This is a genomic window from Erwinia aeris, from assembly GCF_041224955.1.
GTDB classification, from domain to species: Bacteria; Pseudomonadota; Gammaproteobacteria; order Enterobacterales; family Enterobacteriaceae; genus Erwinia; species Erwinia aeris.
Genome location: NZ_JBGFFX010000003.1, coordinates 235447 through 262290, shown reverse-complemented (window position 1 = coordinate 262290; position 26844 = coordinate 235447). Strand labels below are relative to the sequence as shown.

General features: G+C 55.2%; 30 protein-coding genes and 1 other RNA gene. 17 read left to right on the top strand and 14 right to left on the bottom strand.

Features of this window, described 5'->3' with window-relative positions:
* Window positions 1-5: 5 nt before the first annotated feature.
* Entirely contained in the window at window positions 6-1244 is a 1239-nt protein-coding gene (gene sstT / locus AB6T85_RS07410) for a serine/threonine transporter SstT (RefSeq protein WP_253455753.1), read from the top strand.
* A 99-nt stretch (window positions 1245-1343) separates the two neighbouring features.
* Here the strand turns inward: sstT and AB6T85_RS07405 are convergent, their stop codons facing one another.
* Window positions 1344-2834 carry a UxaA family hydrolase gene (locus AB6T85_RS07405; RefSeq protein ID WP_369895160.1) on the bottom strand — a complete coding sequence of 497 codons (1491 nt, stop codon included), beginning with the start codon at window positions 2832-2834 and terminating at the stop codon, window positions 1344-1346.
* Window positions 2835-3013: 179 nt separating this feature from the next.
* Window positions 3014-4423, bottom strand: a complete 1410-nt coding sequence (uxaC, locus tag AB6T85_RS07400; protein ID WP_369895159.1) for a glucuronate isomerase — start codon at window positions 4421-4423, stop codon at window positions 3014-3016.
* A 351-nt stretch (window positions 4424-4774) separates the two neighbouring features.
* On the opposite strand from uxaC, the gene AB6T85_RS07395 reads away from it, so the two are divergent.
* From AB6T85_RS07395 to AB6T85_RS07355, 9 genes are all read left to right on the top strand, one after another.
* A complete protein-coding gene (locus AB6T85_RS07395) occupies window positions 4775-6076 on the top strand; it encodes an MFS transporter (protein WP_253455761.1) in 1302 nt (433 codons plus the stop codon).
* A gap of 67 nt (window positions 6077-6143) precedes the next feature.
* Window positions 6144-6920, top strand: a complete 777-nt coding sequence (gene exuR / locus AB6T85_RS07390) for a transcriptional regulator ExuR (protein WP_301252938.1) — start codon at window positions 6144-6146, stop codon at window positions 6918-6920.
* Between the two features lie 304 nt (window positions 6921-7224).
* Entirely contained in the window at window positions 7225-7899 is a 675-nt protein-coding gene (locus AB6T85_RS07385; RefSeq protein WP_253455768.1) for a DedA family protein, read from the top strand.
* Window positions 7896-8270 carry an EnvZ/OmpR regulon moderator MzrA gene (mzrA, locus tag AB6T85_RS07380; protein WP_253455772.1) on the top strand — a complete coding sequence of 125 codons (375 nt, stop codon included), beginning with the start codon at window positions 7896-7898 and terminating at the stop codon, window positions 8268-8270. Before AB6T85_RS07385 ends, mzrA begins: the two co-directional genes overlap by 4 nt.
* Before the next feature lie 165 nt (window positions 8271-8435).
* Window positions 8436-8810, top strand: coding sequence for a DUF1090 domain-containing protein (locus tag AB6T85_RS07375; RefSeq protein ID WP_148101255.1), 375 nt, complete (start codon window positions 8436-8438; stop codon window positions 8808-8810).
* A gap of 41 nt (window positions 8811-8851) precedes the next feature.
* Window positions 8852-9157, top strand: coding sequence for an ElaB/YgaM/YqjD family protein (locus tag AB6T85_RS07370; RefSeq protein WP_125290365.1), 306 nt, complete (start codon window positions 8852-8854; stop codon window positions 9155-9157).
* Window positions 9158-9159: 2 nt separating this feature from the next.
* Window positions 9160-9552 (top strand): phage holin family protein, encoded by a 393-nt coding sequence (locus AB6T85_RS07365; protein WP_125290364.1) that lies wholly within the window; start codon window positions 9160-9162, stop codon window positions 9550-9552.
* Window positions 9552-9833 carry a YqjK-like family protein gene (locus AB6T85_RS07360; protein WP_253455775.1) on the top strand — a complete coding sequence of 94 codons (282 nt, stop codon included), beginning with the start codon at window positions 9552-9554 and terminating at the stop codon, window positions 9831-9833. The genes AB6T85_RS07365 and AB6T85_RS07360 overlap by 1 nt, the downstream gene beginning before the upstream one ends.
* A gap of 209 nt (window positions 9834-10042) precedes the next feature.
* Window positions 10043-10435 carry a DoxX family protein gene (locus AB6T85_RS07355; protein WP_125290362.1) on the top strand — a complete coding sequence of 131 codons (393 nt, stop codon included), beginning with the start codon at window positions 10043-10045 and terminating at the stop codon, window positions 10433-10435.
* A gap of 160 nt (window positions 10436-10595) precedes the next feature.
* Here AB6T85_RS07355 and AB6T85_RS07350 read toward each other — a convergent pair whose 3' ends face one another.
* Complete coding sequence (locus AB6T85_RS07350) at window positions 10596-10883, bottom strand: hypothetical protein (protein ID WP_301252936.1); 288 nt, start codon at window positions 10881-10883, stop codon at window positions 10596-10598.
* Window positions 10884-11210: 327 nt separating this feature from the next.
* Between AB6T85_RS07350 and AB6T85_RS07345 the strand changes: the two genes are divergently transcribed.
* Window positions 11211-12197, top strand: a complete 987-nt coding sequence (locus AB6T85_RS07345) for a glutathione S-transferase family protein (RefSeq protein ID WP_253455782.1) — start codon at window positions 11211-11213, stop codon at window positions 12195-12197.
* A gap of 6 nt (window positions 12198-12203) precedes the next feature.
* Here the strand turns inward: AB6T85_RS07345 and AB6T85_RS07340 are convergent, their stop codons facing one another.
* Entirely contained in the window at window positions 12204-13118 is a 915-nt protein-coding gene (locus AB6T85_RS07340; protein WP_125290359.1) for a LysR family transcriptional regulator, read from the bottom strand.
* 128 nt (window positions 13119-13246) lie between these two features.
* On the opposite strand from AB6T85_RS07340, the gene AB6T85_RS07335 reads away from it, so the two are divergent.
* Window positions 13247-13951 carry a pirin family protein gene (locus AB6T85_RS07335; protein WP_369895155.1) on the top strand — a complete coding sequence of 235 codons (705 nt, stop codon included), beginning with the start codon at window positions 13247-13249 and terminating at the stop codon, window positions 13949-13951.
* A 47-nt stretch (window positions 13952-13998) separates the two neighbouring features.
* On the opposite strand, the gene AB6T85_RS07330 is transcribed toward AB6T85_RS07335, so the two are convergent.
* Window positions 13999-14226: a hypothetical protein gene (locus AB6T85_RS07330; RefSeq protein ID WP_369895154.1), complete on the bottom strand. Its 228-nt coding sequence runs from the start codon at window positions 14224-14226 to the stop codon at window positions 13999-14001.
* A gap of 148 nt (window positions 14227-14374) precedes the next feature.
* On the opposite strand from AB6T85_RS07330, the gene AB6T85_RS07325 reads away from it, so the two are divergent.
* On the top strand, window positions 14375-14731 hold the full coding sequence (locus AB6T85_RS07325) for a hypothetical protein (RefSeq protein ID WP_253455787.1): 357 nt from the start codon (window positions 14375-14377) through the stop codon (window positions 14729-14731).
* Between the two features lie 83 nt (window positions 14732-14814).
* On the opposite strand, the gene rnpB is transcribed toward AB6T85_RS07325, so the two are convergent.
* Together rnpB and rsmI are read right to left on the bottom strand one after the other, a co-directional pair.
* Window positions 14815-15192, bottom strand: an RNA gene (gene rnpB / locus AB6T85_RS07320) — RNase P RNA component class A.
* Between the two features lie 32 nt (window positions 15193-15224).
* Window positions 15225-16082, bottom strand: coding sequence for a 16S rRNA (cytidine(1402)-2'-O)-methyltransferase (gene rsmI, locus AB6T85_RS07315; protein WP_253455789.1), 858 nt, complete (start codon window positions 16080-16082; stop codon window positions 15225-15227).
* Between the two features lie 62 nt (window positions 16083-16144).
* On the opposite strand from rsmI, the gene AB6T85_RS07310 reads away from it, so the two are divergent.
* The 4 genes from AB6T85_RS07310 to dolP are packed head-to-tail and all read left to right on the top strand — an operon-like array spanning window position 16145 to window position 19739.
* Window positions 16145-18187, top strand: a complete 2043-nt coding sequence (locus AB6T85_RS07310) for a penicillin-binding protein activator (protein WP_369895153.1) — start codon at window positions 16145-16147, stop codon at window positions 18185-18187.
* Window positions 18145-18537 (top strand): YraN family protein, encoded by a 393-nt coding sequence (locus tag AB6T85_RS07305; protein ID WP_253455794.1) that lies wholly within the window; start codon window positions 18145-18147, stop codon window positions 18535-18537. Before AB6T85_RS07310 ends, AB6T85_RS07305 begins: the two co-directional genes overlap by 43 nt.
* Before the next feature lie 29 nt (window positions 18538-18566).
* Window positions 18567-19157, top strand: coding sequence for a DnaA initiator-associating protein DiaA (gene diaA / locus AB6T85_RS07300; RefSeq protein ID WP_125290352.1), 591 nt, complete (start codon window positions 18567-18569; stop codon window positions 19155-19157).
* A gap of 9 nt (window positions 19158-19166) precedes the next feature.
* A complete protein-coding gene (gene dolP, locus AB6T85_RS07295; protein WP_301730289.1) occupies window positions 19167-19739 on the top strand; it encodes a division/outer membrane stress-associated lipid-binding lipoprotein in 573 nt (190 codons plus the stop codon).
* Between the two features lie 46 nt (window positions 19740-19785).
* On the opposite strand, the gene AB6T85_RS07290 is transcribed toward dolP, so the two are convergent.
* From AB6T85_RS07290 to AB6T85_RS07260, 7 genes are all read right to left on the bottom strand, one after another.
* The gene (locus AB6T85_RS07290; protein WP_369895151.1) at window positions 19786-20463 is read right to left on the bottom strand and encodes a PP2C family serine/threonine-protein phosphatase; all 678 of its coding nucleotides are present in this window, start codon (window positions 20461-20463) and stop codon (window positions 19786-19788) included.
* Window positions 20456-21160, bottom strand: coding sequence for a hypothetical protein (locus AB6T85_RS07285; RefSeq protein WP_369895149.1), 705 nt, complete (start codon window positions 21158-21160; stop codon window positions 20456-20458). The genes AB6T85_RS07290 and AB6T85_RS07285 overlap by 8 nt, the downstream gene beginning before the upstream one ends.
* The gene (locus AB6T85_RS07280) at window positions 21147-21863 is read right to left on the bottom strand and encodes a hypothetical protein (RefSeq protein WP_369895148.1); all 717 of its coding nucleotides are present in this window, start codon (window positions 21861-21863) and stop codon (window positions 21147-21149) included. Before AB6T85_RS07280 ends, AB6T85_RS07285 begins: the two co-directional genes overlap by 14 nt.
* A gap of 17 nt (window positions 21864-21880) precedes the next feature.
* Complete coding sequence (locus tag AB6T85_RS07275) at window positions 21881-23791, bottom strand: BglG family transcription antiterminator (protein WP_253455800.1); 1911 nt, start codon at window positions 23789-23791, stop codon at window positions 21881-21883.
* 72 nt (window positions 23792-23863) lie between these two features.
* Window positions 23864-24604, bottom strand: coding sequence for a 2-dehydro-3-deoxy-phosphogluconate aldolase (gene dagF / locus AB6T85_RS07270; protein ID WP_369895146.1), 741 nt, complete (start codon window positions 24602-24604; stop codon window positions 23864-23866).
* On the bottom strand, window positions 24601-25722 hold the full coding sequence (locus AB6T85_RS07265; RefSeq protein WP_369895145.1) for a DgaE family pyridoxal phosphate-dependent ammonia lyase: 1122 nt from the start codon (window positions 25720-25722) through the stop codon (window positions 24601-24603). Before AB6T85_RS07265 ends, dagF begins: the two co-directional genes overlap by 4 nt.
* Window positions 25706-26839: an amidohydrolase/deacetylase family metallohydrolase gene (locus AB6T85_RS07260; RefSeq protein ID WP_369895143.1), complete on the bottom strand. Its 1134-nt coding sequence runs from the start codon at window positions 26837-26839 to the stop codon at window positions 25706-25708. The genes AB6T85_RS07265 and AB6T85_RS07260 overlap by 17 nt, the downstream gene beginning before the upstream one ends.
* Window positions 26840-26844 lie beyond the last annotated feature (5 nt).

The following is a 26844-nucleotide window of genomic DNA, read 5'->3' as shown; positions in this document are numbered from 1 at the left end:
TTTATATGAGTAATGAAAAGAATCGTCCCGGCCTGTTGCAGCGTCTGATGCAGGCAGGCCTGGTTACGCAGATCTTGATCGGTCTGGTCGCTGGCGTGGCGCTGGCGTGGTTTTCCAAAGAGAGCGCGCTTTCCGTCAGCCTGTTCGGCTCGCTGTTTGTCAGCGCGCTGAAAGCCGTAGCGCCGCTGCTGGTCATGGTGCTGGTGATCTCCTCTATCGCCAACCACAAGCAGGGCCAGAAAACCTCTATCCGCCCTATCGTGATACTGTATCTGCTGAGCACGTTTTTTGCCGCCGTGCTGGCTGTGGCGTTCAGCCATTTGCTGCCGCAGACGCTGACGCTGAGCGCCGCCAATAATGAAATCACGCCGCCGTCCGGTATCCTGGCCGTCTTAAACGGCCTGCTGATGAGCATGGTTTCCAACCCGATCGACGCGCTGATGCATGCCAACTATATCGGCATCCTGGTGTGGGCGATTGGCCTGGGCTTCGCTTTCCGCCACAGCAGCGACACCACGCGCGCTTTCCTGAATGATGCCTCCGACGCCGTGACTTACCTGGTGCGTATTGTGATCCGCTTCGCTCCTGTCGGTATTTTCGGCCTTGTGGCGTCGATTCTGGCCTCTACCGGCTTTTCGGCGCTGTGGCAGTACGCGCATCTGCTTGCCCTGCTGCTGGGCTGTATGCTGCTGATGGCGCTGGTTATCAACCCCATTCTGGTCTACTGGAAGATCCGCCGTAATCCTTACCCGCTGGTCTTTACCTGCCTGCGGGAAAGCGGCGTCACCGCCTTCTTTACCCGCAGTTCGGCGGCCAATATCCCGGTAAATATGGCGCTGGCGAAGAAGCTTAATCTGGATGAAGACACCTATTCCGTCTCGATCCCCGTGGGCGCCAATATCAGTATGGCGGGCGCGTCCATCACCATTACCGTACTGACGCTGGCGGCGGTGAATACGCTGGGCATCCATGTAGATATCGGCACCTCGATCCTGCTTAGCCTTGTGGCCTCCATCTGCGCCTGCGGCGCGTCCGGCGTGGCGGGCGGTTCGCTGCTGCTGATCCCCGTCGCCTGCAATATGTTCGGCATCCCTAACGATGTGGCGATGCAGGTGGTAGCCGTAGGCTTTATTATCGGCGTTCTGCAGGACTCCGCCGAAACGGCGCTGAATTCTTCCGCCGATATTCTGTTTACCGCCGCGGCCTGCATGGCCGAAGAGCGTCGGGTGGAACAAAAAGCTTAACCGGCGGCGCCGTCAAAAGATGGCGCCCTGCTCAGCGAGAAATCCTGCCCTGCCGAACGGGTGGGGTTTCTCGCCCTGTCGCGCAGCGTTACGCGCCCGCTATAAAGTCACCCCGCTTTTAAAAATCGCCAGCTCGCGAAAATCATTCAGCTCGTTTCTGGTCTGACGGCCGCAGGCGATTTCCACCAGCAGATCGATAAATTTTTCCAGTAGCGTCGTCATCTCCACACCCTGAAGCAAAGGCCCGGCATCAAAATCGATCCAGTGCGGTTTCTTCGCCGCCAGTTCGCTGTTGGTCGCCAGCTTAACGGTGGGCACAAAGCCGCCGTAGGGCGTGCCCCTGCCGGTACTGAACAGCACCATATGACAGCCCGCCGCCGCCAGCGCGCTGGTCGCCACGGCATCATTGCCCGGCGCGCTGAGTAAATTCAGCCCCGGCTTGCGTACGCGCTCGCCATATTTCAGCACGTCCACCACCTGGCTCCGACCCGCTTTCTGCGTGCAGCCCAGCGACTTTTCCTCCAGGGTAGTGATGCCGCCCGCTTTGTTGCCCGGCGAAGGGTTTTCAAAAACGGGCTGATGGTGCTGCAGGAAATAACGCTTGAAATCGTTAATCATATCGACAGTTTTGCGAAAGGTTGCTTCGTCCCGACAGCGGTTCATCAGGGTCTGTTCGGCGCCAAACATTTCAGGCACTTCCGTCAGCACGGTGGTGCCGCCGTTGGCTATCACCTCGTCTGAGAAACGTCCCAGCAAGGGGTTAGCGGTAATGCCGGAAAGGCCATCCGAGCCGCCGCATTCCAGGCCAAACGTCAGCTCGCTTAGCCGTCCAGCCTCGCGGCGATCGTTACGCATCGCTTTATACAGGCGACGTAGTTGAGCCAGCCCGGCTTCCACTTCATCATCGTGCTGCTGTAGCGTCATAAAGCCGACGCGATCGGCATCCACTTCGCCCAGCGTCTCGCGAAAAGCATCGATCTGATTGTTTTCGCAGCCCAAACCTATCACCAGTACCGCGCCGGCATTTGGATGGCGCACCATATTTTGCAGCAGGGTGCGCGTATTGAGATGGTCTTCTCCCAGCTGCGAGCAGCCATACGGATGGGTGAAGAGGAAAACGCCGTCAATATCTGTCGCGCCCTCGCTTTCTGCCATAAAGCGGGCCACCATTTGCTTTGCTATACCGTTGACGCAGCCAACCGTTGGCAGTAGCCAGAGTTCGTTACGAATGGCGGGCCTGCCGTCACGGCGGCGGTAAATCTGCACTTCGCGATCGCCAGCCGGTTTTGGCAGCGTGACGAAATCCGGCCGATAGCGATAGGCATTCACGTCCCCAAGATTGGTACAGAGGTTATGAGAATGGACCCCTTCCCCTGCGGCGATCGCCTGGGTGGCATGCCCAACAGGCAGGCCATATTTTATAACTGGCTCATCCACAGCCAGCGGTAAAAGGGCGAACTTGTGCCCACGCGCGACAGGCTGTTGCAACACGATTACGTGCCGGTTTGCTTCCAGCGCCTCGCCTTCCGCCAGGTCAGCCAGCGCGACGGCGACGTTATCTTCAGGATCGATCCGGATGTAACGCTGCATGATGTTTTCCTCAGCTAAGCGGGGCTGGCGTATGCCCTTGCTGATAAGTCGTGGCACCAATACCGTTACCCTTGCGGTCAGTCCCGGTACGGCATTGCGCTCCTTCCCCGGTATTGCGTTTCGCCCAGGGCGTTTTCTGTCCGTACTGGTAGCGGAGCCGCAACGGTTCAGGACGGCGGTTACAGCTCAACGGCAAAATAGTCGCGCGCATTGTTAAAACAGATGTTTTCCACCATTTTGCCCAGCAGATTGAGATCGGCCGGTGCTTCACCGTTATCCACCCAGCCACCGATCGTTTCACACAGCAGGCGACGGAAATATTCATGCCGCGTGTAGGAGAGAAAGCTGCGGCTGTCGGTTAACATGCCAACGAAACGGCTGAGCATGCCCATTTGCGCCAGCTGCGTCAGCTGTCGCGTCATGCCGTCTTTCTGATCGTTGAACCACCACGCGGAACCGAACTGCATTTTGCCCGGCGCTCCTTCGCCCTGAAAATTGCCGGCCATCGTGGCGATAACTTCGTTATCCCGTGGGTTCAGGCAGTAGAGAATGGTTTTTGGCAGCGCATCCTTTCGGTGCTGGGCATCCAGCAAACGCGCCAGCGGTACGGCGATCGGAGCGTCGTTAACAGAGTCATAGCCCACGTCCGGCCCCAGCCGCGCAAACTGACGACTGTTGGCGTTACGCAATGCGCCGATATGATACTGCTGAACCCAGCCGCGCTGAGCGTACTGCGCGCCAAGCCATACCAGCACCGCCGTTTTAAATTGCGCAATCTCCAGCTCGTTCGGGCTTTTTCCGGCAAGACGCCGCGCCAGGATGCCGTCCAGCGTGGCTTCGTCCGCATCGGCATACAGCACAACATCCAGCGCATGGTCGGCAATTTTACAGCCGTGAGCGGCAAAATGGTCAAGCCGGCGGCTGAGTGCCTGGCGGAGATCGTCGAAGCGGACAATATCCGTATCGCTAACCGCAGCCAGTTTTTGCAGATAGTCACAGAAGCCGCCAGCCTCCAGATTGAGCGCCTTATCAGGACGCCAGCCTGGCAATATTTTGACAGCAAAACTGGCATCTTCAGCGAGCAGGCGATGGTAGCGCAGGTCGTCGCTTGGATCGTCGGTCGTGCCCGCCATTTTCACATTCATCTGCTGCATGATGCCGCGAGTGCTGAACGCATCCTGTGCCAACAGCGCGTTGCACCGCGACCATATTTCTTCCGCCGTTTCCGACGACAGCAGCGTGTCCGTAATGCCAAAAGGTCGGCGCAGCTCAAGATGCGTCCAGTGGTAAAGAGGATTGCCAATGGTATCGGGCACCGTGCTGGCCCAGGCGGCAAACTTCTCACGATCGCTGCCGTTACCGGTAATCAGCGCTTCCGGTACGCCATTCGCCCGCATCGCTCGCCATTTGTAATGATCGCCTTTTAGCCAGATGTCATACAGATTTTTGAATCGATAATCCTCGGCAATCTGCTGCGGCGGCAGATGGCAGTGGTAGTCAAAAATGGGCTGCCCGGCCGCAAACTCATGGTACAAGCGGCGCGCAAACTCCCCCGACAGCAAAAAATCTTCCTGCATAAAACCCGACATACCCTTCTCCTGTGGTCAACATCCTTTGCTGCAAAGTTATCATACCAATTATTGAGATACGGCGTAATTTTGTGCAACCCCGATCACAAAAATGCCATTTACGCCTGACGGCGTTGCCGGGATAAAAAATAACCTATTGATTAATATGATATTAAAAAAACATTAGCCGCCTGGGCTGCAATTGTGACGTTTCTCTCCTTTAGAATCTGTATGACAAGTTATTGTTGCGGCATTCAGCCTCCTGACAGTACGGCGGTTGGAGAGTTAACGTGCGGGTGCCAACCAGCAAGCCGTCCCGCGTTGAAAAGGAAGCCATAAATCAATAGGGATTAGAAAAAGCGGGAGAATTTTATGCGTAAAATCAAAGGACTGCGTTGGTATATGATAGGTCTGGTCACGCTGGGCACCGTGCTGGGCTACCTGACACGCAATACGATTGCCGTTGCCGCGCCTACGCTGGAATCACAGCTGCATATCACGACCCAGCAGTACTCCTATATCGTCGCCGCCTATTCGGCCTGCTATACCGTGATGCAACCCGTCGCGGGTTATATCCTTGACGTGCTGGGAACGAAAGTGGGTTACGCTCTGTTTGCCATTCTTTGGGCGATTTTTTGCGGAGCCACGGCGCTGGCCAACAGCTGGACGGGGCTGGCGCTGGCTCGTGCCGCCGTAGGCGCGGCAGAGGCAGCGATGATCCCCGCCGGATTAAAAGCCAGCAGCGAATGGTTTCCGGCCAAAGAACGGTCAATCGCGGTAGGCTATTTTAATGTCGGCTCGTCCATTGGCGCCATGCTGGCACCGCCTCTGGTTGTCTGGGCTATCGTGGCGCACAGCTGGCAGATGGCCTTTATTGTTACCGCCATCCTTAGCTTTATCTGGGCGTTATGCTGGCTGATTTTTTATCAGCATCCAAAAGATCATAAAAAACTGCATGAAACCGAGCGTCGGTACATTCTTTCAGGCCAGGAAGCGCACCATCAGGTCAGCAATGCAACCAAAATGAGCGCCTGGCAAATTGTTCGCAGCAGGCAATTCTGGGGGATCGCGCTACCGCGCTTTCTGGCTGAGCCCGCATGGGGAACGTTCAACGCCTGGATCCCCCTGTTTATGTTTCGGGCCTACGGCTTCAATCTGAAAGAAATTGCGCTGTTCGCCTGGATGCCGATGCTGTTCGCCGATCTTGGTTGCATCATCGGTGGCTATCTACCGCCGCTGTTCCAGCGCTGGTTCGGTGTCAATCTTATCGTCTCGCGTAAGCTGGTGGTTACTATGGGCGCGCTCCTGATGATTGCTCCCGGCACCATTGGCTTATTTAGCAGTCCCTACACCGCGATTGCCCTGCTTTGCGTAGGCGGCTTTGCTCATCAGGCGCTGTCGGGCGCGTTAATAACCCTTTCCTCCGATGTGTTTGGCCGCAATGAAGTGGCGACCGCCAATGGCCTGACGGGGATGGCGGCCTGGAGCGCCAGCACGCTGTTTGCGTTGATCGTCGGCGCCCTGGCGGACACGCTGGGATTCAGTCCGCTGTTCGCCGTGCTGGCGCTGATGGATGTGCTTGGCGCAGTAGCTATCTGGACATTATTAAGCAACCAACCCGCAGTCGATCAGAAGCAGCAGAGCGTCAGGTCGGCCGGGGCCGCCGCGCGCTAGTCCGGGTTTCTCCCGCCCGGCGGAAGTGGTATAACAAATTCCATCATTGTGCGGCAGGAGAAAGATTATGGTGTTGGCCGAATCCCGACGTCTTTACCAGCAGCTCGCTGCGGAATTTAAACGTCGTCTGGAGGAAGGGGTTTATGCCGTTGGCGAGAAATTACCGGCTGAACGCTTTATTGCAGAAGAAATGGGCGTCAGCCGCACTGTGGTGCGTGAAGCGATCATCATGCTGGAAGTAGAAGGATACGTTGAGGTACGCAAAGGCTCAGGTATCCATGTGATCTCACAACACCAGAGAAACAGCGTCGTTCCGGACGAACAGTCAGAATTTGCCAGCTTTGGCCCGTTTGAACTGCTACAGGCTCGCCAGCTGATTGAAAGCAATGTGGCAGAGTTTGCCGCCACTCAGGTAACCCGGCAGGATATTCAGCAGTTAATGGAAATCCAGCAGCAGGCCAGAAAAGAAGATCGCTTCCGTGATTCAGAATGGGATTTAAAATTCCATGTGCAGATTGCCCGCGCCACGCAAAACGGCGCGCTGGCCGCTATTGTAGAAAAAATGTGGCTGCACCGTTTGCACAACCCCTACTGGCTGAAACTGCATGAACACATTGACGACAGCGCTATGGAAAGCTGGTGTGACGATCACGATCGCATACTTAACGCCTTGATGCGTAAAGATCCGGCCGGCAGCAAGCTGGCCATGTGGCAGCACCTTGAACATACCCGCCAGATGCTGTTTAAAGCCACTTCAGACGATTTTGAACCCAGCATCGATCGTTACATGTTTACTGAAAATCCCGTTGTCGCCATCAAAGGCATCTCTGTGACCGATAAGTAAGGGTTTTGCCGCCGCCAGGCGGCGAAATTATTGCAGTTAACCCTCTAATTATGTCAGCCTGTGTAAAACTCCTTTGCACCTCCTGATTGCGCCTGTACAACAACGGTAATGCTGGCTTTGCCCAGGCTTATCAGACCGCATTCATAACGATTTGACGGCCCGGCGTATCAAGCCCGACAGGCCGTTTATTTTCACCTTTGTTTCTTTTTTTCGTGTTAAGACCAGGTTCCGCACGCATACTAACTACAACCATTTGTGATGAACTTTGCCGGAACATGGCGAAAATGCTATTCAGGGACACTTTATGGATATTTTAAAAGCGCTGGTCCATGCCCTCTGGCACCAGGATTATGTCATGCTGGCCGATCCCTCCTTGGTCTGGGCAATCTATTTAGTGCTGTTTATGATCTTATTTCTGGAAAATGGCCTGCTTCCTGCCGCTTTCCTGCCGGGCGACAGCCTGCTGATCCTGGTCGGCGTGCTGATTGCCAAAGGCACGATGAATTTTCCGCTTACGCTGCTGGTATTGACTACCGCCGCCAGCCTGGGCTGCTGGGTAGGCTATATTCAGGGGCGCTGGCTGGGCAATACGGCCACGGTGCAGCGCTGGCTCGCCCATCTACCCGCGCAGTACCATCAGCGCGCGCACGCTTTGTTCCATCGCCACGGGCTTTCGGCCCTGTTGATCGGCCGCTTTATCGCTTTTGTCCGCACGCTGCTGCCGACCATTGCCGGGCTGTCGGGCTTAAACAACGCGCGCTTTCAGTTCTTCAACTGGGTGAGCGGGCTGCTTTGGGTACTGATCCTGACGGTGCTGGGCTTTGCGCTGGGCAGAACGCCTCTTTTTCAGCGGTATGAAGATCAGCTGATGGCTTGCCTGATGATGCTGCCGCTGATTTTATTGGTTGTCGGCCTGTTTGGGTCGCTTTATGTTTTATGGAAAAAGAAACGCACTATGAATGAGAAAGGAAACTCATGATGAAAAATTACGCTTCCCGCAAACGAATACTGGGCCTGGTGGCGCTGGCATCGGTTGCGCTGACAATGATTGCGCTTTTGCCTGCCCTGTTTGGCGGTGAAACGGCGCTGCAAATTCGGGCCTCTCGCCAGGGTATTACGGTGCCGGACGGCTTCTATGTCTATCAGCGGCTGAACGCGGAAGGCATCCATATTAAAAGCATCACGCCGGATAAAAACACGCTGGTGATTAAATTTGATTCACAGGAGCAAAGTACCGCCGCCGAGAAAGTACTGCGCCGCCTGCTGCCGGAAGGCTTTGATATCGCTCAGCTCGAACAATCTTCTGAGTGGCTCAGCCGCATCAGCCCGCATAAGCAGAGCATCGGCTAAGAAACGTGCCCGGCAGTGCCACTTCCGGGCCTCTATCCTTAAGAATCTTCTCTCTTTTTGAGCTTTCCGCATTTCCTGACTATGCTTAACTGGCCGGCGTAAGCGGCAAGCATGACAGGATTAACGGGGTTGTATCAGCGAACCCAAACAATGGAAGGTCACTTTATGAAATACCGCACGATCCTTGGCCTCAGCCTTTTATCCCTGACCACTTTCGCTCAGGCGGCAGACTCGCTGTGCCTGCAAAAAGAGCAGGACATTCAGCACGAGATCGATTTAGCCCGTCAGCACGACAACCAGCGCCGCGTTACTGGTCTGGAGCGGGCGTTGACGGAGGCTCGCGCGGGCTGTACGGACGACAAACTGAAGGCGAGTCATCAGGAAAAGATCGATGAGCTGCAGCAGAAAGTGGAAGAGCGGCAAAAAGAGCTGAACCAGGAGAGAGCGGATGGCGATGATAAAGAGAAAATCGCTAAACGTGAACGCAAGCTGGCAGAAGCAAAACGTGAACTGAAGGAAGTCCAGGCCGCCCCTTACTGAGGCAGTCAGGATTCTCATTACTGATTATAAAGGAGTTTGTTATGTCAAAAGATATCACTTCCGATCATCTGCGTGCGGAATTAAAGAATCTGGCGGATACGCTGGAAGAAGTGCTGAGCAATACCACTGACAAATCAAAAAACGAGCTGGACAAGCTGCGTAGCAAAGCACAGAGCGCGCTGAAAGATACCCGCGCACGTTTAGGCGACTCCGGCGATCGCCTCGCCAAAACTTCGCGTGAAGTTGCCGATAATGCGGACGTTTACGTGCGCGAAAATCCATGGACCAGCGTGGGCATCGGCGCCGCTATCGGCGTAGTGCTGGGCGTGCTGCTGACGCGTCGATAACAATGAAAGATTCCCAGCAAAGCCAGGGCCCAGGCAAAGGGGTCATCAACATCGGGCAGCGCCTCGTCACCACTCTGGTCGGGATTGTAGAAACCCGCGTCAGGCTGGCCGTCGTGGAGCTGGAAGAAGAGAAGGCGAACCTGATCCAGCTGTTGATCATGGTCGGGCTGACCATGCTCTTTACCGCTTTTGGCCTGATGAGCCTGATGGTGCTCATTATCTGGGCGGTGGATGCACAGTATCGCCTGATGGCTATCGGCATTACCACGGCGGTGCTTTTTGCATTAGCGCTGTTCTTTGGACTCTGGACGCTGGCCAAATCTCGTCGTTCCACCCTTCTGGGCGCTACCCGTAAAGAACTGAAATCCGATCGTAAGCTACTGGAGAACGATTAATGAGCCGCGAGCGTGACGAGCGTAAGGCCGAACTGCTGCGTCAGATCCAACAGCAGCGGCTCGATCTCAGCATCCAAAAGAAATTCTGGCTGGAAAGTACCGCCCGTTACGATCGCGGCTGGCTAACGCTGCTCAGCCTGAAGCGTTATATTGCGGTCGGCAGCGGCCTGGCGGCTATCTGGTCGGTGCGTAATCCACGCCGTATTACCCGCTGGGCCAAGCGCGGCCTGGGTATCTGGAGTACGGTGCGTATGGTACGCAACTTCCTGCCGGGCCGCTGATGCTTTCTGTTCTTTCTCAGGTTCAGCCTCGCTGAACCTGAATACTCAATTTTTCTGAAGAACTTTGACAGTTTAACTCGCTTACAATCCTCTCTCCTGACGAATATTATCTTCTGCAACGACCGGGAATTAACGCGTATTCAGCGTCACAACCGGGCTTCATGCGGCCAGGAGCTATTCAGGCCAGATAAAATTTATCGGGGATTAACATGAAAAAATTAGAAGATATCGGCTTTCTGGTCGCGCGTATTTTGATGCCTGTCCTGTTTATCGTGGCGGGCTGGGGAAAAATTACCGGTTATGCGGGCACGCAACAGTATATGGAAGCAATGGGCGTACCGGGCTTTTTACTGCCGCTGACCATTTTGCTGGAGTTCGGCGGCGGTCTGGCTATCCTGTTTGGCTTCCTGACGCGCTTTACCGCCATCTCCACCGCCATTTTTACGCTGATTACCGCATTTGTGTTTCACAGTAATTTCAGCGTAGACGGTAACTCTATTAACTTTATGAAAAATATGAGTATCTCTGGTGGTTATCTGCTGCTGTTTATTACCGGCCCTGGTGCATACAGCCTCGACCGCTTAATTAAAAGAAAAAAATAAAGAATGATGAAAGCAGGGCTTTATGCCCTGCTTTCAATAAGCGCCAGCGTATCTGATTAAAAGATTAACCAATTTCTTAACCAGACGACTATAACGTTAATTTTTCTGTACGGTATAAATATAATGCCAGGAGATGTGACTCTCCGAACCAGACCGCCAATTAAGCCGATTTATTTTTGATCTGTGAGATAGCGCTGATGCCAAAATTAACGATACCGACGATGCCGGAACCGATATTCGTAATAGCGCTAATGAAATCCAGTTCCAGAATGCTGCCGATACCGGATCCCAGCGTACCCGCCGCCGAGGTTGCATCCGTTGTCAGGCCGCCAGCTGAGGTGCCCAGATCTACCACGCCTCCAATTGCTGCGCCAATGCTTTTACCTAAATCGGCAAAGAAGCCGGCACCTGAGACGACGTCAACTTCCTGGCTGTTTAATTCACGCATAAAATTCTCCTTTTTTATTAATAACCCCACGCCATAAAGCAGGCGAGAACTATTTTAATGACAGCCAGCAAAAAAAGTCAAATATCTACAGGCCCAAATCAATACAGAATAAAGGCAGCCTTAAAACAGGCATTGTATTAATGGTGAAAACCAGAATGTAATTAGCGCTTTTAATTATAAAGCCGGGGCATTACATCCAGTAAAGTTAAAAAAACCAACCTGATACCCTCTATTTTATCGCATAATTATTTTTAGGAGAAAGTAACGAGCTTTTTTCTGATAACAGGTTATATTCTTTTATTATCATTTAATTATCAGGGAGTTTACATGGGACAGCTTATTGACGGCGTCTGGCACGATAACTGGTACGACACAAAATCCACGGGCGGGCGCTTTAAACGTTCTGATTCTGCCTGGCGCAGTTGGGTAACGCCCGACGGCTCTGCCGGCGCAGACGGCAAAGCCGGTTTTCGTGCCGAGGCGGATCGCTATCACCTCTATGTTTCGCTTGCCTGCCCCTGGGCGCATCGAACGCTGTTGATGCGTCAGCTAAAAGGGCTGGAAAAGCTTATTTCCGTGTCGGTAGTCCATCCGCTGATGCTGGAAAACGGCTGGACGTTTGATGAAGATTTTGCGGGCGCGACGGGCGACAGCCTTTATCAGAACGAATTCCTGTATCAACTTTATTTGCACGCTGATAAGGACTATACCGGCCGGGTCACCGTCCCGGTACTTTGGGACAAGCAGCAGCAGACTATCGTCAGTAATGAATCAGCCGATATTTTGCGAATGTTTAACAGCGCATTCGACGCGGCAGGCGCCCGCGCCGGCGATTACTATCCGGCGGACTTACGCGCCAAAATCGATGAGGTGAACGGCTGGGTTTACGACACCGTTAACAACGGCGTCTATAAAGCGGGGTTCGCTACTTCTCAGGCGGCCTATGACGAGGCGGTCACCGCCCTTTTCCAGTCACTGGACAGGCTTGAACAAATGCTGGGGCAGCATCGCTATCTGACCGGCGACCGGCTGACCGAGGCGGACCTGCGTCTGTGGACGACCTTAGTTCGCTTCGATCCGGTTTATGTGACGCATTTCAAATGCGATCGCTATCGTATTAGCGACTATCTGAACCTGAGCGGCTTTTTACGAGAAATTTATCAGCTGCCGGGCATCGCTGAAACGGTCGATCTGGCGCATATCCGCCATCATTATTACCGTAGCCACAAGACGATCAATCCCTACGGCGTTATCTCGACCGGCCCGGCTTTCGACTGGGACGAGCCACACGGGCGCGATGAACGCTTCCGCTAGCCGGCGTTATCCCCTGAGCGGCGCGTGACGCTTCGCCAGCAGCTTAGGGATCTCCCGCAGGCACCATGATTTGGCTTCGCCCATGCTGTCGCGGCGCCAGGCCATAATGATATCGACCTCTTTGCTGTATTCCGGGCTGACAACACGCAGACGCCCTTCGGCAATATCTTTTTCCACCATCGGGTACGGCATGGACGCCACGCCCAGCCCGGCCAGCAGCGCACGGCGCTTATCTTCGATTGAACTGACGGTCAGCCGCTGCTGCTTATCCAGTAGCTGTACGGTCAGTACCGGGCGCTCGCGCGCCGTATCCGCTACGGCAATACCCCGATATTTCACCCGTGATGGTTCCGATAACGGTTCCGGTTCCTGATGGATAGGATGATCCGGGCTGGCGACGATCACACTCATAATGCTGTACAGCTTGCGGGTGTTGATCTCTGAAGAGGCGCGAAAATGCATATCCGGCGCGATAACGATATCCGCGCGGCCCTGCTCCAGCCTTTCCCAGGCGCCCGCCAGCACTTCCGTCACCAGCGCGATTTGCGTATTGGCTTTTTCGGCAAGTTTATCAATCAAAGGAAAGAGATATTCGCAAGGAACCAGCGCTTCGGTAACGATAGTCAACTGTGTTTCCCAGCCCCGCGCCAGCGCTTCCGCATCGGTGGTCAGCTTATCGGCCGCTTCCAGCAAAATCCGGCCCCGCTCCAGCAGCATGCGTCCTACGTTGGTAAACTTAGTTCGGTGTCCGGAGCGGTCAAACAGCACCACGTCCAGCTCCTCTTCCAGCTTTTGCATGGTGTAGCTGAGCGCTGAAGGGACGCGGCCCAGCTCATCTGCCGCCGCCGCAAAGCTGCCGCGTCGATCGATAGCATCCATTACTCGCAGCGCCTCCAGCGTCAGAGCGCGATCTTTTGCCATAGCGGTTCTCTTTCAGGATTTTTGAATATGGCAAGCAGATTAACTGGCTAACAATCTGGCGTCCAGCGCCTTACTATAGCGGCATAATAAATGACCGACGCGGTTTGCCGGTTAATAAGGAGGAAAATATGATTACCAGTCGCACCGTACAACAGTGTGGTCAAGCCGATTACGGCTGGCTCCAGGCGCGATACACGTTTTCCTTCGGCCACTATTTTGATCCTCAACTGCTGGGCTACGCCTCTTTACGCGTGCTCAATCAGGAAGTGCTGACACCAGGGGCTTCCTTCCAACCCAGAACCTGGCCAAAGGTCGATGTTGTTAATCTGATCCTGCAGGGCGAAGCGGAGTACCGCGACAGCGACGGCAACCATGTCGTGGCGCGCGCGGGCGAAGCTTTGCTGCTGGCTGCCCAACCGGGGATCAGCTACAGCGAGCATAATATCAGTGGCGAGAAGCCATTGACGCGTATGCAGCTTTGGCTGGACGCCTGTCCCGACAGGGAAAACGCGGCGATTCAATGCCTGTCGATCCCGACTAACGCGAGCGCCATACTGCTGGCCTCGCCGGACGGTGCACAACAGAGCCTGCAGCTTCGCCAACAGGCCTGGATTTATCATCTGAGACTGCAACCGGGCGAAGATGTGACGCTGCCGTTACGTGGTTCGCGCGCCTATCTGCAATCAATTCACGGCGGCTTTACCGTGACCGCATCTTCAGCGGATCGGCAGACGCTTGCCTGCGGCGACGGCGCATTTATCGAAAAAGAGCAGAGCGTGACGATAATGGCAACCACGCCAACGCGCGCGCTGGTGATTGATTTAGCCGAGTAGTCGCCGTTGCCTACTCCTGTAAAACTCGCCAGCGATGCATGACGGGTTTAGCTGCCTGATACGTCAAATAAGCTGATGGGCACGGCGACCCTCTCGCCGATTGACCAGCCTTTTTTGCCTAAAATATGCTGAGGCGTGTTTTCCGGCACGGTAAAAAAGAAGGTGTTGCTCTCTTCTTCTACTTTTCCCTCGTCTAAATCTTCAGAGTCCAGATCCATCTCGTCCAGCTCTTCTTCAGACAGCCCTAAATGGGTGGCCAGTATCGATCTTTTCATCGTTTATCTCCTCAGCGTTAACGCTTACGGTTAAAATTTTCAAAGCGCCGTAGTTATTTTATATCCTCAGGTAAATTTCGTTCGTTAATCGCACGTTGATTTTCTCTGGCCTATTGTCAGAGGTGAGCGATAACACGAGGAGCAGGGAATGAAAAAGCTGGCTGTGATGTTTGTGCTTTTACTGGTTGGCTGTGTCGATTTAGGGCGCATTGGGACGCATCCTGACATGAAACAGGTCTACCTGAAGGGATATCCACACAATGTTGCCGACTGTCTTTTTGCTGCGGCGCAGAGTCAGCACCTTCGGCTGGAGCGGGACGGCCGCCTGACTCAAGGTATTGAAAAGTATAATCTGACGGACAGAAATTACGACAACGTGGCCTGGATTGAAATTGCGGCAGCAGGCCGTCAACAATCCAGCGTGACCTTCTATTATGCTAAGGAGCCTGATGTCAGCGCGGCGGTTTCCGCCATGGCGGCGCGCTGCAAAGACTCGCGCTTTTAAGCTTTTGCTTTCACAAAAAGCGTTGTGAACAGGCCGCACCGTAGAAAGCAAAAAACCCGCCGAAGCGGGTTTCTTACTGAAAATGTTGAAGCTGACCGGTAAGCCGGGTTCTGTCGTGGACAGTCATTCATCTAGGCCAGCAATCGCTCACTGGCTCAAGCAGCCTACCCGGGTTCAGTACGGGCCGTACCTTGTGAACCCCTATTTGGCCTTGCTCCGGGTGGAGTTTACCGTGCCACGAACTGTTGCCAGCCGCGCGGTGCGCTCTTACCGCACCCTTTCACCCTTACCTGATCCCACAAGTGGGCCATCGGCGGTTTGCTCTCTGTTGCACTGGTCGTGGGCTTGCGCCCCCCAGGCGTTACCTGGCACCCTGCCCTATGGAGCCCGGACTTTCCTCCCCTTTGTCTGTCTCCCCCGAAGGAGGACGGCAACAAAGCGGCGACTGTCTGGTCAGCTTCGGCGCGGATAATAGGGCATTCCGCGCGGTTTGTCACCCCTCTTGCTGCTCCAGCGCATACTTATAGAGCGCATTCTTTTTTACGCCGTGAATTTCGGCGGTCAGCGCGGCGGCTTTTTTCAGCGGCAGCTCCTGCTGCAACAGCGCCAGCGTGCGCAGCGCTTCCGGCGGCAGCGCGTCTTCCACGGCCTGATAGCCTTCCACAATCAGCACCATTTCGCCTTTGCGGCGATTTTCGTCTTCTTTAACCCAAGCCAGCAGCTCGCCCACCGGCGCGCCGTGAATCGATTCCCAGGTTTTGGTGATTTCCCGCGCCAGGACTACGTAGCGCTCGCTTCCCCATACGCTGACCATATCCTGTAAGCTTTCCAGCAGGCGATGGGTGGATTCATAAAAAATCAGCGTGCGGGATTCCTGCTCCAGCGCGCGCAGCGTGTCGCAACGGCCTTTGCTTTTGGCGGGCAGAAACCCTTCGTAACAGAATCGATCGGACGGCAACCCCGCCGCGCTTAATGCTGTAATCGCCGCGCAGGCGCCAGGCAACGGCACCACGTTTACGCCCGCTTCCCGGCAAAGACGAACCAAATGATAGCCGGGATCGTTAATCAACGGCGTGCCGGCATCGGAAACCAGCGCTATGCTTTGCCCGTCCCGAAGCTTTGCCAACAGCGTTTCCGCCTTCTGCTGCTCGTTGTGATCGTGTAATGCGAACAGGCGCGCATTGATGGCGAAATGTTGTAGCAACAGCCCGGTATGACGTGTATCTTCCGCTGCGATCAGGTCGACGCTGGCAAGCACCGAGAGCGCACGCTGGGTAATATCGCCCAGGTTACCAATCGGTGTGGGAACGATGTAGAGCGTGCTGGCCGAAATCTCTTCGCGTTGTTTCATTGTTTGATCCGAATTGCCGATTTAATATTGAGCATCTTGAAAAAAACATAACTGGATACAGTATGCTTCCTTCGAAAGTCATTCATAACAAAGCAGGACGCTGCGTGCCTCTGCTGCTGGCGGCCCTGATTTTTGCCGGTTGTTCCGGCCAGGGCCCACAGGCGCCGACGGTCAACGTGCAGGGCACCGCGACAGGCACTTCCGACTCTTATTTGCAGCAAATGCAGCAAAGTTCAGATGATAACAAGGTTGACTGGCAATTACTCGCAATCCGGGCGCTGCTGAACGAAGGAAAAATTCCTCAGGCCAGCGACCAGCTGGCCAACCTGCCGCAGCAGCTGAATGATGTCCAGCATCAGGAATCGCTGCTGCTACAGGCGCAGCTCAAGGTGATGCAGAAGGATGCGGCCGGCGCGGCGCAGCTTTTGCAGCAGATTGATGCCGCCTCCCTGTCGAAGGAGCAGCAGGCCCGTTACTACCAGCTGCAAATTGCCGGCAGCCAGGGATTAACGCAGCTGCGCGCTTATATTGCGCAGGAACCGCTGCTGAGCTCGCCAGCCGATAAGCAGAAAAATATTGATGCAACCTGGCTGGCGCTGAGCCAGATGACGCCAGAGCAGGCCAACGGCCTGGTGATCAACGCCGATGAAAACACGCTACAGGGCTGGCTGGATCTGCTCAACGTCTATAAGGCCAACGTCAGCGATCCCACGATGCTGAAAGCGGGCATCAGCGACTGGCAGACGCGCTATCCTAACAACCCGGCGGCGAAAATGCTGCCAACGGCGCTGAGCCAGGTGCAGAACTTCCAGCAGTCGTCGACCGGTAAAATTGCGCTGCTGCTGCCGTTAAGCGGCCAGGCGCAGATCTTCGCCAAAGCGATTCAGAAAGGGTTTGACGACGCACGCAATGGTGCGCTGGCCCAGCCGGCTGCACAGCCGCAGGCCGCCGCCGCCAGCACCGCACCTGTTGACGCCAATACCGCCACGCCTGTCGATGCCAACGCCGTGCCAGCAGCAGCCAGTCCGGCCACCGATAGCGCTGCTGCTCAGCCAGCTGCGCAAAACAGCGATAGCGCCGCTCAGCCTGCCGTGCAGAACGGCAGCGTGGCGCAAACCGCGCCGCCATCCAGTTCGGCGCAGGTTCAGGTCTACGACACCAGCAGCCAGCCGATAGATCAGGTGCTGGCGCAGGCGCAGAAAGACGGCGCCACGCTGGTGGTCGGCCCGCTGCTGAAAAGCAACGTCGAGCGTTTAGCTGCCTTACAAACGCCGTTGAATATCCTGGCGCTTAACGAGCCGGAGACGGTACAGAACCATCCGAATCTTTGTTACTTTGCGCTTTCTCCTGAAGACGAAGCGCGTGACGCCGCGCATCATATGTGGGATCAGGGCAAGCGTTCGCCGCTGCTGCTGGTGCCGCGCAGCTCGTTGGGCGATCGCGTCAGCAAAGCATTTGCTGCAGAATGGCAGCAGCTGGGCGGCGCGACCGTGCTACAACAGCAGTTCGGTTCGCAGGGCGAGCTGAAGCAGGGCATTAATAGCGGTGCGGGCTTGCGTCTGACCGGTACGCCGATCGTTGCTCAGCCGCAGCAGCCGCAGGGCGTAACTATTGCGGGCCTGACCATTCCGGCGCCGCAGGCGGATACACCAGCGGCAGGCGACGGCAGCGTGGATTCGCTGTATGTCGTGGCGACGCAGGACGAGATGGCGCTTATCAAGCCTTCCCTCTCCATGCGCGTCAGCAGCCGCAATATGGCACAGATTTATGCCAGCTCGCGCAGCTATCAGGCGGGCAGCGGCCCGGACTATCGTCTGGAGATGGAAGGCGTGCAGTTCAGCGATATCCCGCTGCTGTCGGGCGCTAATCCCTCGCTGATGCAGCAGGCGGCTAAAAACTTTAACAACGATTACTCTCAGGTTCGTCTCTATGCCATGGGCGTGGACGCATGGACCCTGGCCAATCACTTCAATGAAGTGCGCCAGCTGCCGGGCTTCCGGCTGCAGGGGGAAACCGGCAACCTGAGCGCCACCCAGGACTGCGTCATCAACAGGAAGTTGGTATGGAGCCAGTATCGCCAGGGACAAATCGTTCCGGCATCCTGAGCCGTCAGCAAACGGGGGCGGGCTATGAGCTACAGGCCCGCCGCCTGCTGGAAGGTGCAGGATTAACTTTTATCGCGGCTAACGTCCGCTTTCGCGTCGGAGAGATCGACCTGATTATGCGTGATGGCGAGACGTGGGTTTTCGTAGAGGTGCGCTATCGCCGTAACGATCGGTTCGGCGGTGCCGCCGCCAGCGTAACCCGCAGCAAGCAGCAAAAGCTGCTGAAAGCCGCAGCCTTATGGCTGAACGGTCGCCAGAGCAGCCTTGAGAGCGCCCGCTGCCGCTTTGATGTGGTAGCGATAACCGGCGCACGAACGGACTGGTTGTCCGATGCTTTTACGGCGGAGTAATTTCGCCAACCACTTGCCAGGTGAAAAACGTGCTGGAAAGAATCAAAGTTTGTTTTACCGAAAGTATTCAGACGCAGATAGCCGCAGCGGAAGCGCTGCCGGATGCTATTTCGCGCGCGGCGATGACGATTGTCCAGTCGTTGCTGAACGGCAATAAAGTGCTGAGCTGTGGCAACGGCACCTCCAGCGCCAACGCCCAGCACTTTGCGGCCAGTATGATCAACCGTTACGAAACCGAGCGCCCCAGCCTGCCTGCGGTAGCGCTGAGCGCGGATAACGTGCTGCTGACGGCAATCGGCAACGATCGCCTGCACGACGAAATCTACGCCAAGCAGGTCCGCGCGCTGGGCCATGCTGGCGATATTCTGTTGGCCATTTCAACGCGCGGCAACAGCCGTGATATTGTGAAGGCCGTTGAGGCAGCGGTAACGCGCGATATGACGATTGTCGCGCTGACCGGCTATGACGGCGGCGAACTCGCCGGTTTGCTGGGTCCACAGGACGTGGAAATTCGTATTCCCTCGCACCGGAGCGCGAGGATTCAGGAAATGCATATGTTAACCGTGAATTGCCTGTGCGATTTGATCGATAACACCTTGTTTCCCCACCAGGACGTTTAAGGAGCTATGATGAAGCTGATTTCCGCAACCGCCATCGTGCTGTCCGCGCTGATGCTACAGGGCTGCGTCGCCGCCGTGATCGGCAGCGCGGCGGTCGCCACCAAAACGGCCACCGACCCGCGTACCGTGGGCACCCAGGTTGATGACGGCACGCTGGAGTTACGCGTCAGCAACGCGCTGGCGAAAGACGACCAGATCAAAAAAGAAGCCCACATCGTGGCAACGGCCTATCAGGGCAAAGTGCTGCTGACCGGCCAGGCGCCGAGCGCCGATGTCGCTAACCGCGCCAAACAGATCGCCGTCGGCGTGGATGGCGCAACCGAGGTCTATAACGAAATCCGCACCAGCGAGAAGGCCAGCTTTGGCACGGCCTCTTCCGATACCTGGATCACCACCAAAGTGCGTTCCAACCTGCTTTCCAGCGACCAGGTCAAATCTTCTAACGTGAAGGTCACCACCGAAAACGGCGAGGTGTTCCTGTTAGGGCTGGTCACTACCGCAGAAGCCAAAGCGGCGGCCGATATCGCCAGCCGGGTCAGCGGCGTGAAGCACGTCACCACCGCGTTCACTATTCTGCAATAAGCAGCAAAAGCCCGTGTCATAATGGTACGGGCTAGTTCTGACCTTTTCAAAATTGGCCTGGACGAAGCAGCATAGTTGCATCGTCCGGCCGATTTTGCTTGCTTTTAAAAACCTCACAGAGCGTTGTACCGGTTAGTTTTTCTGAAATTATCAGTGAACAATCACTCCAGAAACCATCCGTTGCCATAATAATGGGCAATGAAAGATCCAAATCAAGTTGAATATAGTCAGGACGTTCAAAGCGCCTTGCTATCAGTTGTCTAAACAGGAGATGTCTTTCTAAAGATGTACGAATTCTTTCCTCATTAGTAATCTGCTGCGCCACTACCATATTATGAGGAAACGTAGCCCATTTAATGCCAGTATTCTGAATAGTTCCTATCCGGCAATCGCCCAGAAAAAAGCAGTGCTGCGTTTTGGTTTCCCGATCCACAATGAAAAGTAAAAAGCTCCCTTTTGCACAGATAAAGTCTTTTCTGATATCGGCATGGACTGTTTCAATAAGATTAAAAACTAACGGAGCGGTAATTTTTTTTGCAACAGAGGAGAGGCTAAGAAGTATTTTTTCACAAAAAGAGGTGACAAAATGCCCGCTATCTTTTGCTTTTGTAGCTCCATCAGCAATGATCCATATCTCGTTTCTTTGACCAATATGCCAGCTCGCGAAATCCTGGTTATCCGCTCGCTCGGCTCCCTGGAACGTCAGGATTAGCCCTTCATTCATTATGCAGCCCAATGATTTTTTTAACCCTATCGAAAAGATAATCTATTCTTTTAACATCACCATTGGTCGTTGCCTGTAACAGATAATCAAAATCCTCTTCTGAAATTAGTTTCTTGAATTCCTTAGCAATCCATGCCAGAAGCTCGGGTTCACTTCCGCTGATATCTTCTATTAACGTTTCGCGCCCGTTAACAAGATTGAAAATATCTTCCAGATCTCTGCTAGCCAAAAGATCCTTTTCACCTCTCCCATTCCATGCTTCCAGCTTGGTCGCAATGAAATAAGCAGGCGTAAGCAGCCTGATCGTCAGGCCGGGTTTGAGTTCATAATCTTGCGCTTCAGCCAGTGCGTTACGATACCAACGGTTAGTGAAGCCCAATGACTCATCTGTTGGCATAAAATCGACTTTCAAATTACCCAGACGTTTTCTACAAATGACTTCACTTTCAGCATCATCACGAAATCCCCTTCTACGTAGCTCTTCCTCAAAATTTGCATGTTGTACATAGCCCAGAGCACTGGTTATCAGATCAACATCATCCGTTGCTCTTACGGTCTGGCGCGTATATTCATCTGTTATCAATAGCCCGGTAGTTACTCCCCCTACAAAAGCAGTAGTCGCTAAAAGATCGGGGCCGAGGGCTTCAGCTACCTGAATTATCATCTCTTTTAAAGGGGCGAAATTAGTCAGAGACATGAAAAAATTTCTCTTCTATTTGCTCGAGTGCCATATTCATTTCTCGTGGATTGCCCAGTCTGACAGCATCAAGTAAGGCGAGATAGCTGTAGAGTTCAGGATCTTGACGTACCGCAAAAGGAACGGATTTATATAAAGGCGTCACTGACTGCCCCATCTCTTTACCAAATGTATCAGGCCAGACCATAATCAAATCGCCTGCACTGAATAGCTTATTTTTTAACACAGGAGCAGCGAAGGTTGTTGGGATACCCCGAATGATTTCGGCGGGTTTTGCAGGAAAGACTAACCTCAGACCATAACGGATAAAGTTGAAAAGAATTTTTTTATTTACCTCTGGCTTTTTACTTATCCTACTGATTTTAATTAAATTTACGTTAAGACATCGTCCAATACTATTGCCGATCTCGCTTTTACTGATACCCAATGTTTCAGCCAGCCCCCTGATGCTAAATGCATGTTCCAGCCGTTCGGCAGCTACATTGATATCATCAATGCGCCGAAGCTGGTATTCGTAAAATGCCGCCTCATTATCCCACCCCACAAGCGTTGGGTCCTGGCTGTCTATAAGTAGATCGGTGGCTTTTAAGCGACTCAGACAAAGCAGTTTGATCAAAACCAATATATCTTGACTTTTCATTTTATCAACAATGCCTATGTCCACAATTTGTAATTTGTGGACAGAGAGTTCCATTGTAGTCATGTAATGTCAACATACTTTTATAGCCGACTCAGACAATCCATCGCTACCGCCTTGAAGCTGACAAAATCCTTGCTGTCGCGCAGCCGCGCCATCGCCCGCTCGCGCAGGAACGTCACGAACAGATCGTAAATCGCCATCGCCTCTTCATAATCGCTTTTGCTGATCGCCAGCAGAAAGATCACCGAGGCCGTTTCGTCTCCCCATGCGATGCCCTGCGGCGCCAGCACGGTATAGACCACGCTTTTCTTCGCCAGCAGGCCCAGCGAGTGCGGTAGCGCAATGCCTTCGCCAAACATCGTGCTGACAATGGCTTCGCGCTCCACGACGGAATCGTGAAACGTCTGGTCGACCGCGCCCTCTTTTTCCAGCCGATCGCAGAGCATACGGAACAGCTCCGCCTGGGTTACGGGCTGGTCGATAACAAGAAAATGGCCGGCGTCAAAGAACTTTTCCAGCATATAAGGCCGGGTGCGATCCACCAGCACCAGTTTGCCAATCTGCTCCAGCTGGTACTCCGTGGGAAAAGGCGACATCACCACCACCGGCTTCTGTTTCTCGACCAGGCGCGTAGTGGAGATAACAAAATCTTCTTCAATACCCGGCTGCTGCTCATACTCGCGCTGCGAAATAATATTGTTGACCACGATCTGCGGATATTTCCGCATCAGCATCGCCTGGATCATGCGCACGGTGGAATTGCCGGTATCGCACACCAGCAGCACCTGCGGATGGCGCCGGTAGCCGACGTCATAGTGCCGCTCCAGGCCGACGCCGATATGCAGCACCAGAAATCCCATCTCGTTTTCACTGATGGTATAAGGGGTGTATTTTCCCCAGCTGGATACGGCGGCCAGCGTCACGTCCCACGCCATCGGATAGTGCTGCTTGATGTTCGCCAGCAGTGGGTTAGGAATAGCGATCTGGTAACGCACACGGGTGATCATGGTTTTAATATGCGTCAGCAAATCCGCCCGCAGCTGCCCGTCGCTTTGCAGATTAAAGTTGTAGTGAGTATTGATGTAGCTAAGGATGTAATTGACCAGCGATTCGCCGTCGTCCGGGCTGATGGCATCCGGCGCAATCGCCTCAACGCGCCGTGCCGCGATATTAACGCGCAGGTAGGCTTCCTCTGCGGCTGAGAACGCTTTGCCGGTGAGCGGCTGTAGTAGCGCAATCAGATGGCGCGCCGCGCCTCGCACGTCGTCATCCACGTCGTCAGCCGTGAAATCGGAAAGCGGATAGCCTTCGCTGATGCGCCTTACGGACACCGCACAGTAGAGGCGCAGATAAAACTCACCCTCATCCGTCATCCTGACGGCAAAACGCCCCAGCGACTGGCTCAGCAGCGGCTGTAGCGTAGCCAGAATGCCGCTGTTCAGCACCTCCAGATGCAGCAGCGGATCGTCGGCATCCTCCTGCGCAATCTGGTAGAGCAGATCGGTCAGGCAGGTGCGCACGGCCATTTCGCTGCCGAACAGCTTCATGCCGTAGCGCGGCCGGGTTTCAATCACCAGCTGATAGCGCGCCAGCCACTCTCTCACTTCAGCCATATCGCTTTGCAGCGTGGCGCGGCTGACAAACCATTCATCGGCCAGATCTTCCAGCTTAAGGGAATAGGCTGAGGTGAGAAATCGGGTTAACAGGTAATGCACTCGCGCCGCCGAGGTGCGGGGAATGCGTAAAGACGAAGGCGACTGGTGCCGCAGCTGGCTGTAGCGCTGCGCATCTTCAATTTTTAACCGATAGCCCTCGCCCCGATTCAGCACAAAGCGGATGCCGTGATCGGCCAGCAGCTCATTCAGCGCGGTAATGTCCGTACGTACGGTGCGGGTAGATACCGCAAAACGGCGCGCCAGCTCGTCCTGAGGCAGCGTTTCGTTTTGCAGCGTATCGAAAAGTCTTGCAAGGCGTTGGTTAGGGAATCTCACCGGGTTTCCTGTGGTTGTCTTGGTTGCTCTCCGTTGACGAAACGGGCCGGGATCGCCCGGCCTTGCTCGCGCTTACCCCACCAATTTTTTTGTCATGGCCAGCAGCGCGCGGACGTCGTCCGGACGAGTATTGCCGGAAGCCTTATCGATAATCGAGCTGTAAATGTGCGGGATGATTTTGCTGACGCCCGCCTCCAGCGCGATTTGCAGAATGGCGGCATAGTTATCCAGGTCGATGCCGCCCGTCGGCTCCAGCCAGAAATCCTGCTCGGCGCAGGCTTTCGCCACCGCGCGAAACTCCTCGACAGCCTTTAGTCCGCCCATCGGGAAATATTTCACCGAGCTGCCGCCCATATCTTTCAGCAGCGCAATCGCGGTCGCTATCGGTACTATCCCCTCTGGCGCCTGCGAGCTGAGCGGCCCGGTGGAAATTTTGACCATGCCTGGCCTGCCCGTCGGCGAAATCAGGCCGTTAACCACCGTCTGGCGCTGGCCCAACAGCGCGCGGCTGGTCGCCACGCCGGTAAACACCTGGTTCACGTGCTGCGGTTGCAGCTGGCCTGCAATAGTGCTGACCATCGCCGACTGGTTCGGATCGCCCGCCCCCAGCCCAACGGAGAGCGCATTGTCGATCAGCGCCGCGTAGTCACGCATATCGGTAACGGCGCTTGCCACGCTGTCGTAGTTTTTCGACAGCACGCCAACCAGCACGTGACCTTCAGCCGCCTGCCAGATCTCGCGGGCGTTCTCTTTGGATCCTGCCAGCACGTTCAGACAAACGCGATCGCGATAGAAATTTGGCATAAGCGTCATGCTTTTTCCCCTCCTGATAATAATGCCCTGACGGAAACGTAAATAGTATGCAGCTGCTCTGGCGAGACGCTGCGCACGTCGACCTCGACAATGCCTTCATTGGCTTTATAGCCGCGAAAATAGATCGCTATCTCGCCTGTTTTTAACCTCTGCACGACGTCGCCCGTGGACAGACCGATCTTAAGCTCGTCGAAATGGATTTCCGCCCTGGCGATATCTCGTCCGGCGGCATCCCAAACCACGCGCGCGCTGATGCCGTCCAGCGCGTTCAGGTTGTCGATAAACGGCGTCATCTTCTCGACCATCTGCGCGCCGGTCATTTTCGGCTGTTGCAGATAGTTTTCGATCGCCTGCGTCAGCCCAAGGATGCCTTCCTTGCCGACCTTCATCGCCCGGCCGATGCCCTGCGACTGGCGCTTCACCCACTCAACGTATTTTTTACGCCCCATCACCAGCCCGCTCGTAGGGCCTTCGATAGCCTTCGCGCCGCTGTAGATCACCAGATCCGCGCCGCCCTGGTAGTAGCGCTGTAAATCTTCTTCCGCCGCCGCATCGACAATCAGCGGCAGATTATGCTGGCGCGCAACGGCGGCCGCCTGTTCGACGCTGAGGTGGCTTTTCTGCACGCAGTGATGCGATTTGATATAAAGAATGGCCGCAGTTTGCGGCGTCACGGCGGCGGAAAGCTGCGCGGCGGAGCATTCGTTGGCGTAACCTGCTTCTACCAGACGCCCGCCGCCCAGCGCGACCATAGTGCCGACGGGCGCGCCGTAATTAACGTTATGGCCTTTCGGCACCACGATATGGTGAGGAACAATCAGCGGCGCGGCGTGTAGGTTTTCCAGCAGCCAGTCGTTATCTTTGACGATGACCGCCGCCACGGATTGCGCGATGCCCGCCGACGCGCAGGAAACCACCACCGCATCCTCACAGCCGAGCAGGCTGGCGATATAAGCGCCGGTTTTATCAACCAGATCGTTCATTTCAAAATAGTGGTTAAGGCCGTACTTTACCGTGGCCACCACGTCGGCGGCAGGGGTAGAAACGCCCAGAATGGTCATGCGGCCCGAGGCGTTAATGACCTGTTTTAAGCCATATTTCTCATAAATCGAAGACATGATGCTTTTTCCCTTCTTCGGTAACAAACCAGCGGCCAGCCACCACGGCGGCCAGCGGCACCAGCTGCTTTTCGCCCGTGGCCGACTGGCCTTCGGAATCGGTAAACACGCAGGACGCATCCTGCACGTCGAAAATAGTCAGATCGGCGTCATAGCCCACCTCCAGCCGTCCCTTCTGCGATAGCCGCAGGCCGTCAGCCGCGTTGGTGGTCACGCAGTCAATAATTTGCGGCAGGGTCATGCCTACGCTGAAGAATTTCGCCATCACGTGCGCCAGCGAATGCACCGGCCCGTTAAGGCGGTTGCGACAGTAAATATCCGAGCTGATGGTTTGCGGCAGAATGCCCTGCGCGATAGCCACGCGCGCCACGTCGAAGCTGAAGCTGGCCGTGCCGTGCCCCACATCCAGCCGCACGCCGCGCTCCAGGGCACGATGAACGGAGGCGCGCAGCTGACCGGCAGGCGTCAGGATGCGGTTGGGCTTGCCGTTATAGCAGTGGGTGATGATGTCGCCGCTGTCCAACAGATCGGCTATTTCATCCAGATCGGGCGGGTTATTGCCAATATGCACCATCAGCGGCAGCCCGCCGTTTTCCTGCTGGATCGCTTTGGCGCGGATCAGCGGCTGCACGCCGTTTTTACCTACCACGCTGCTGCTGATGCGCGCCTTGATGCCAAGAATAAACCCCGGCAAACGCTGCACCGCCTCACGCACGCCGACGCGGTCGATTTGCGTCATATCCGCCAGCTCGTTTTGCGTTACGATGCCGGTGCGCGCGATATTCAGCAAGGCGTAAACCTGCGTGCGGGCGCTGCGGGTTAAACGACAGAACTCGTCAACATCGTCCGCGCCGGTGCTGCCCGCATCCACGACGGTCGTCACGCCGGTAGCAACGCCGATGCAGTCCGCTTCGTCGTGATAAATCGGCGAATTGGGATAGCAGTGCACGTGCGAATCGATCCATCCGGCGCTCAGGTAAAAACGCCCGGCCAAATCGTACTCGCGCGTGGCCTGGCCGCTGACCTCGCCCAGCGCGGCAATTTTTCCGTTGTGTACGGCGATATCGGTCAGCCCGCCGTCCGCCAGGCGCGCCCGGCGCACAATAAAATCAAACATGGCAA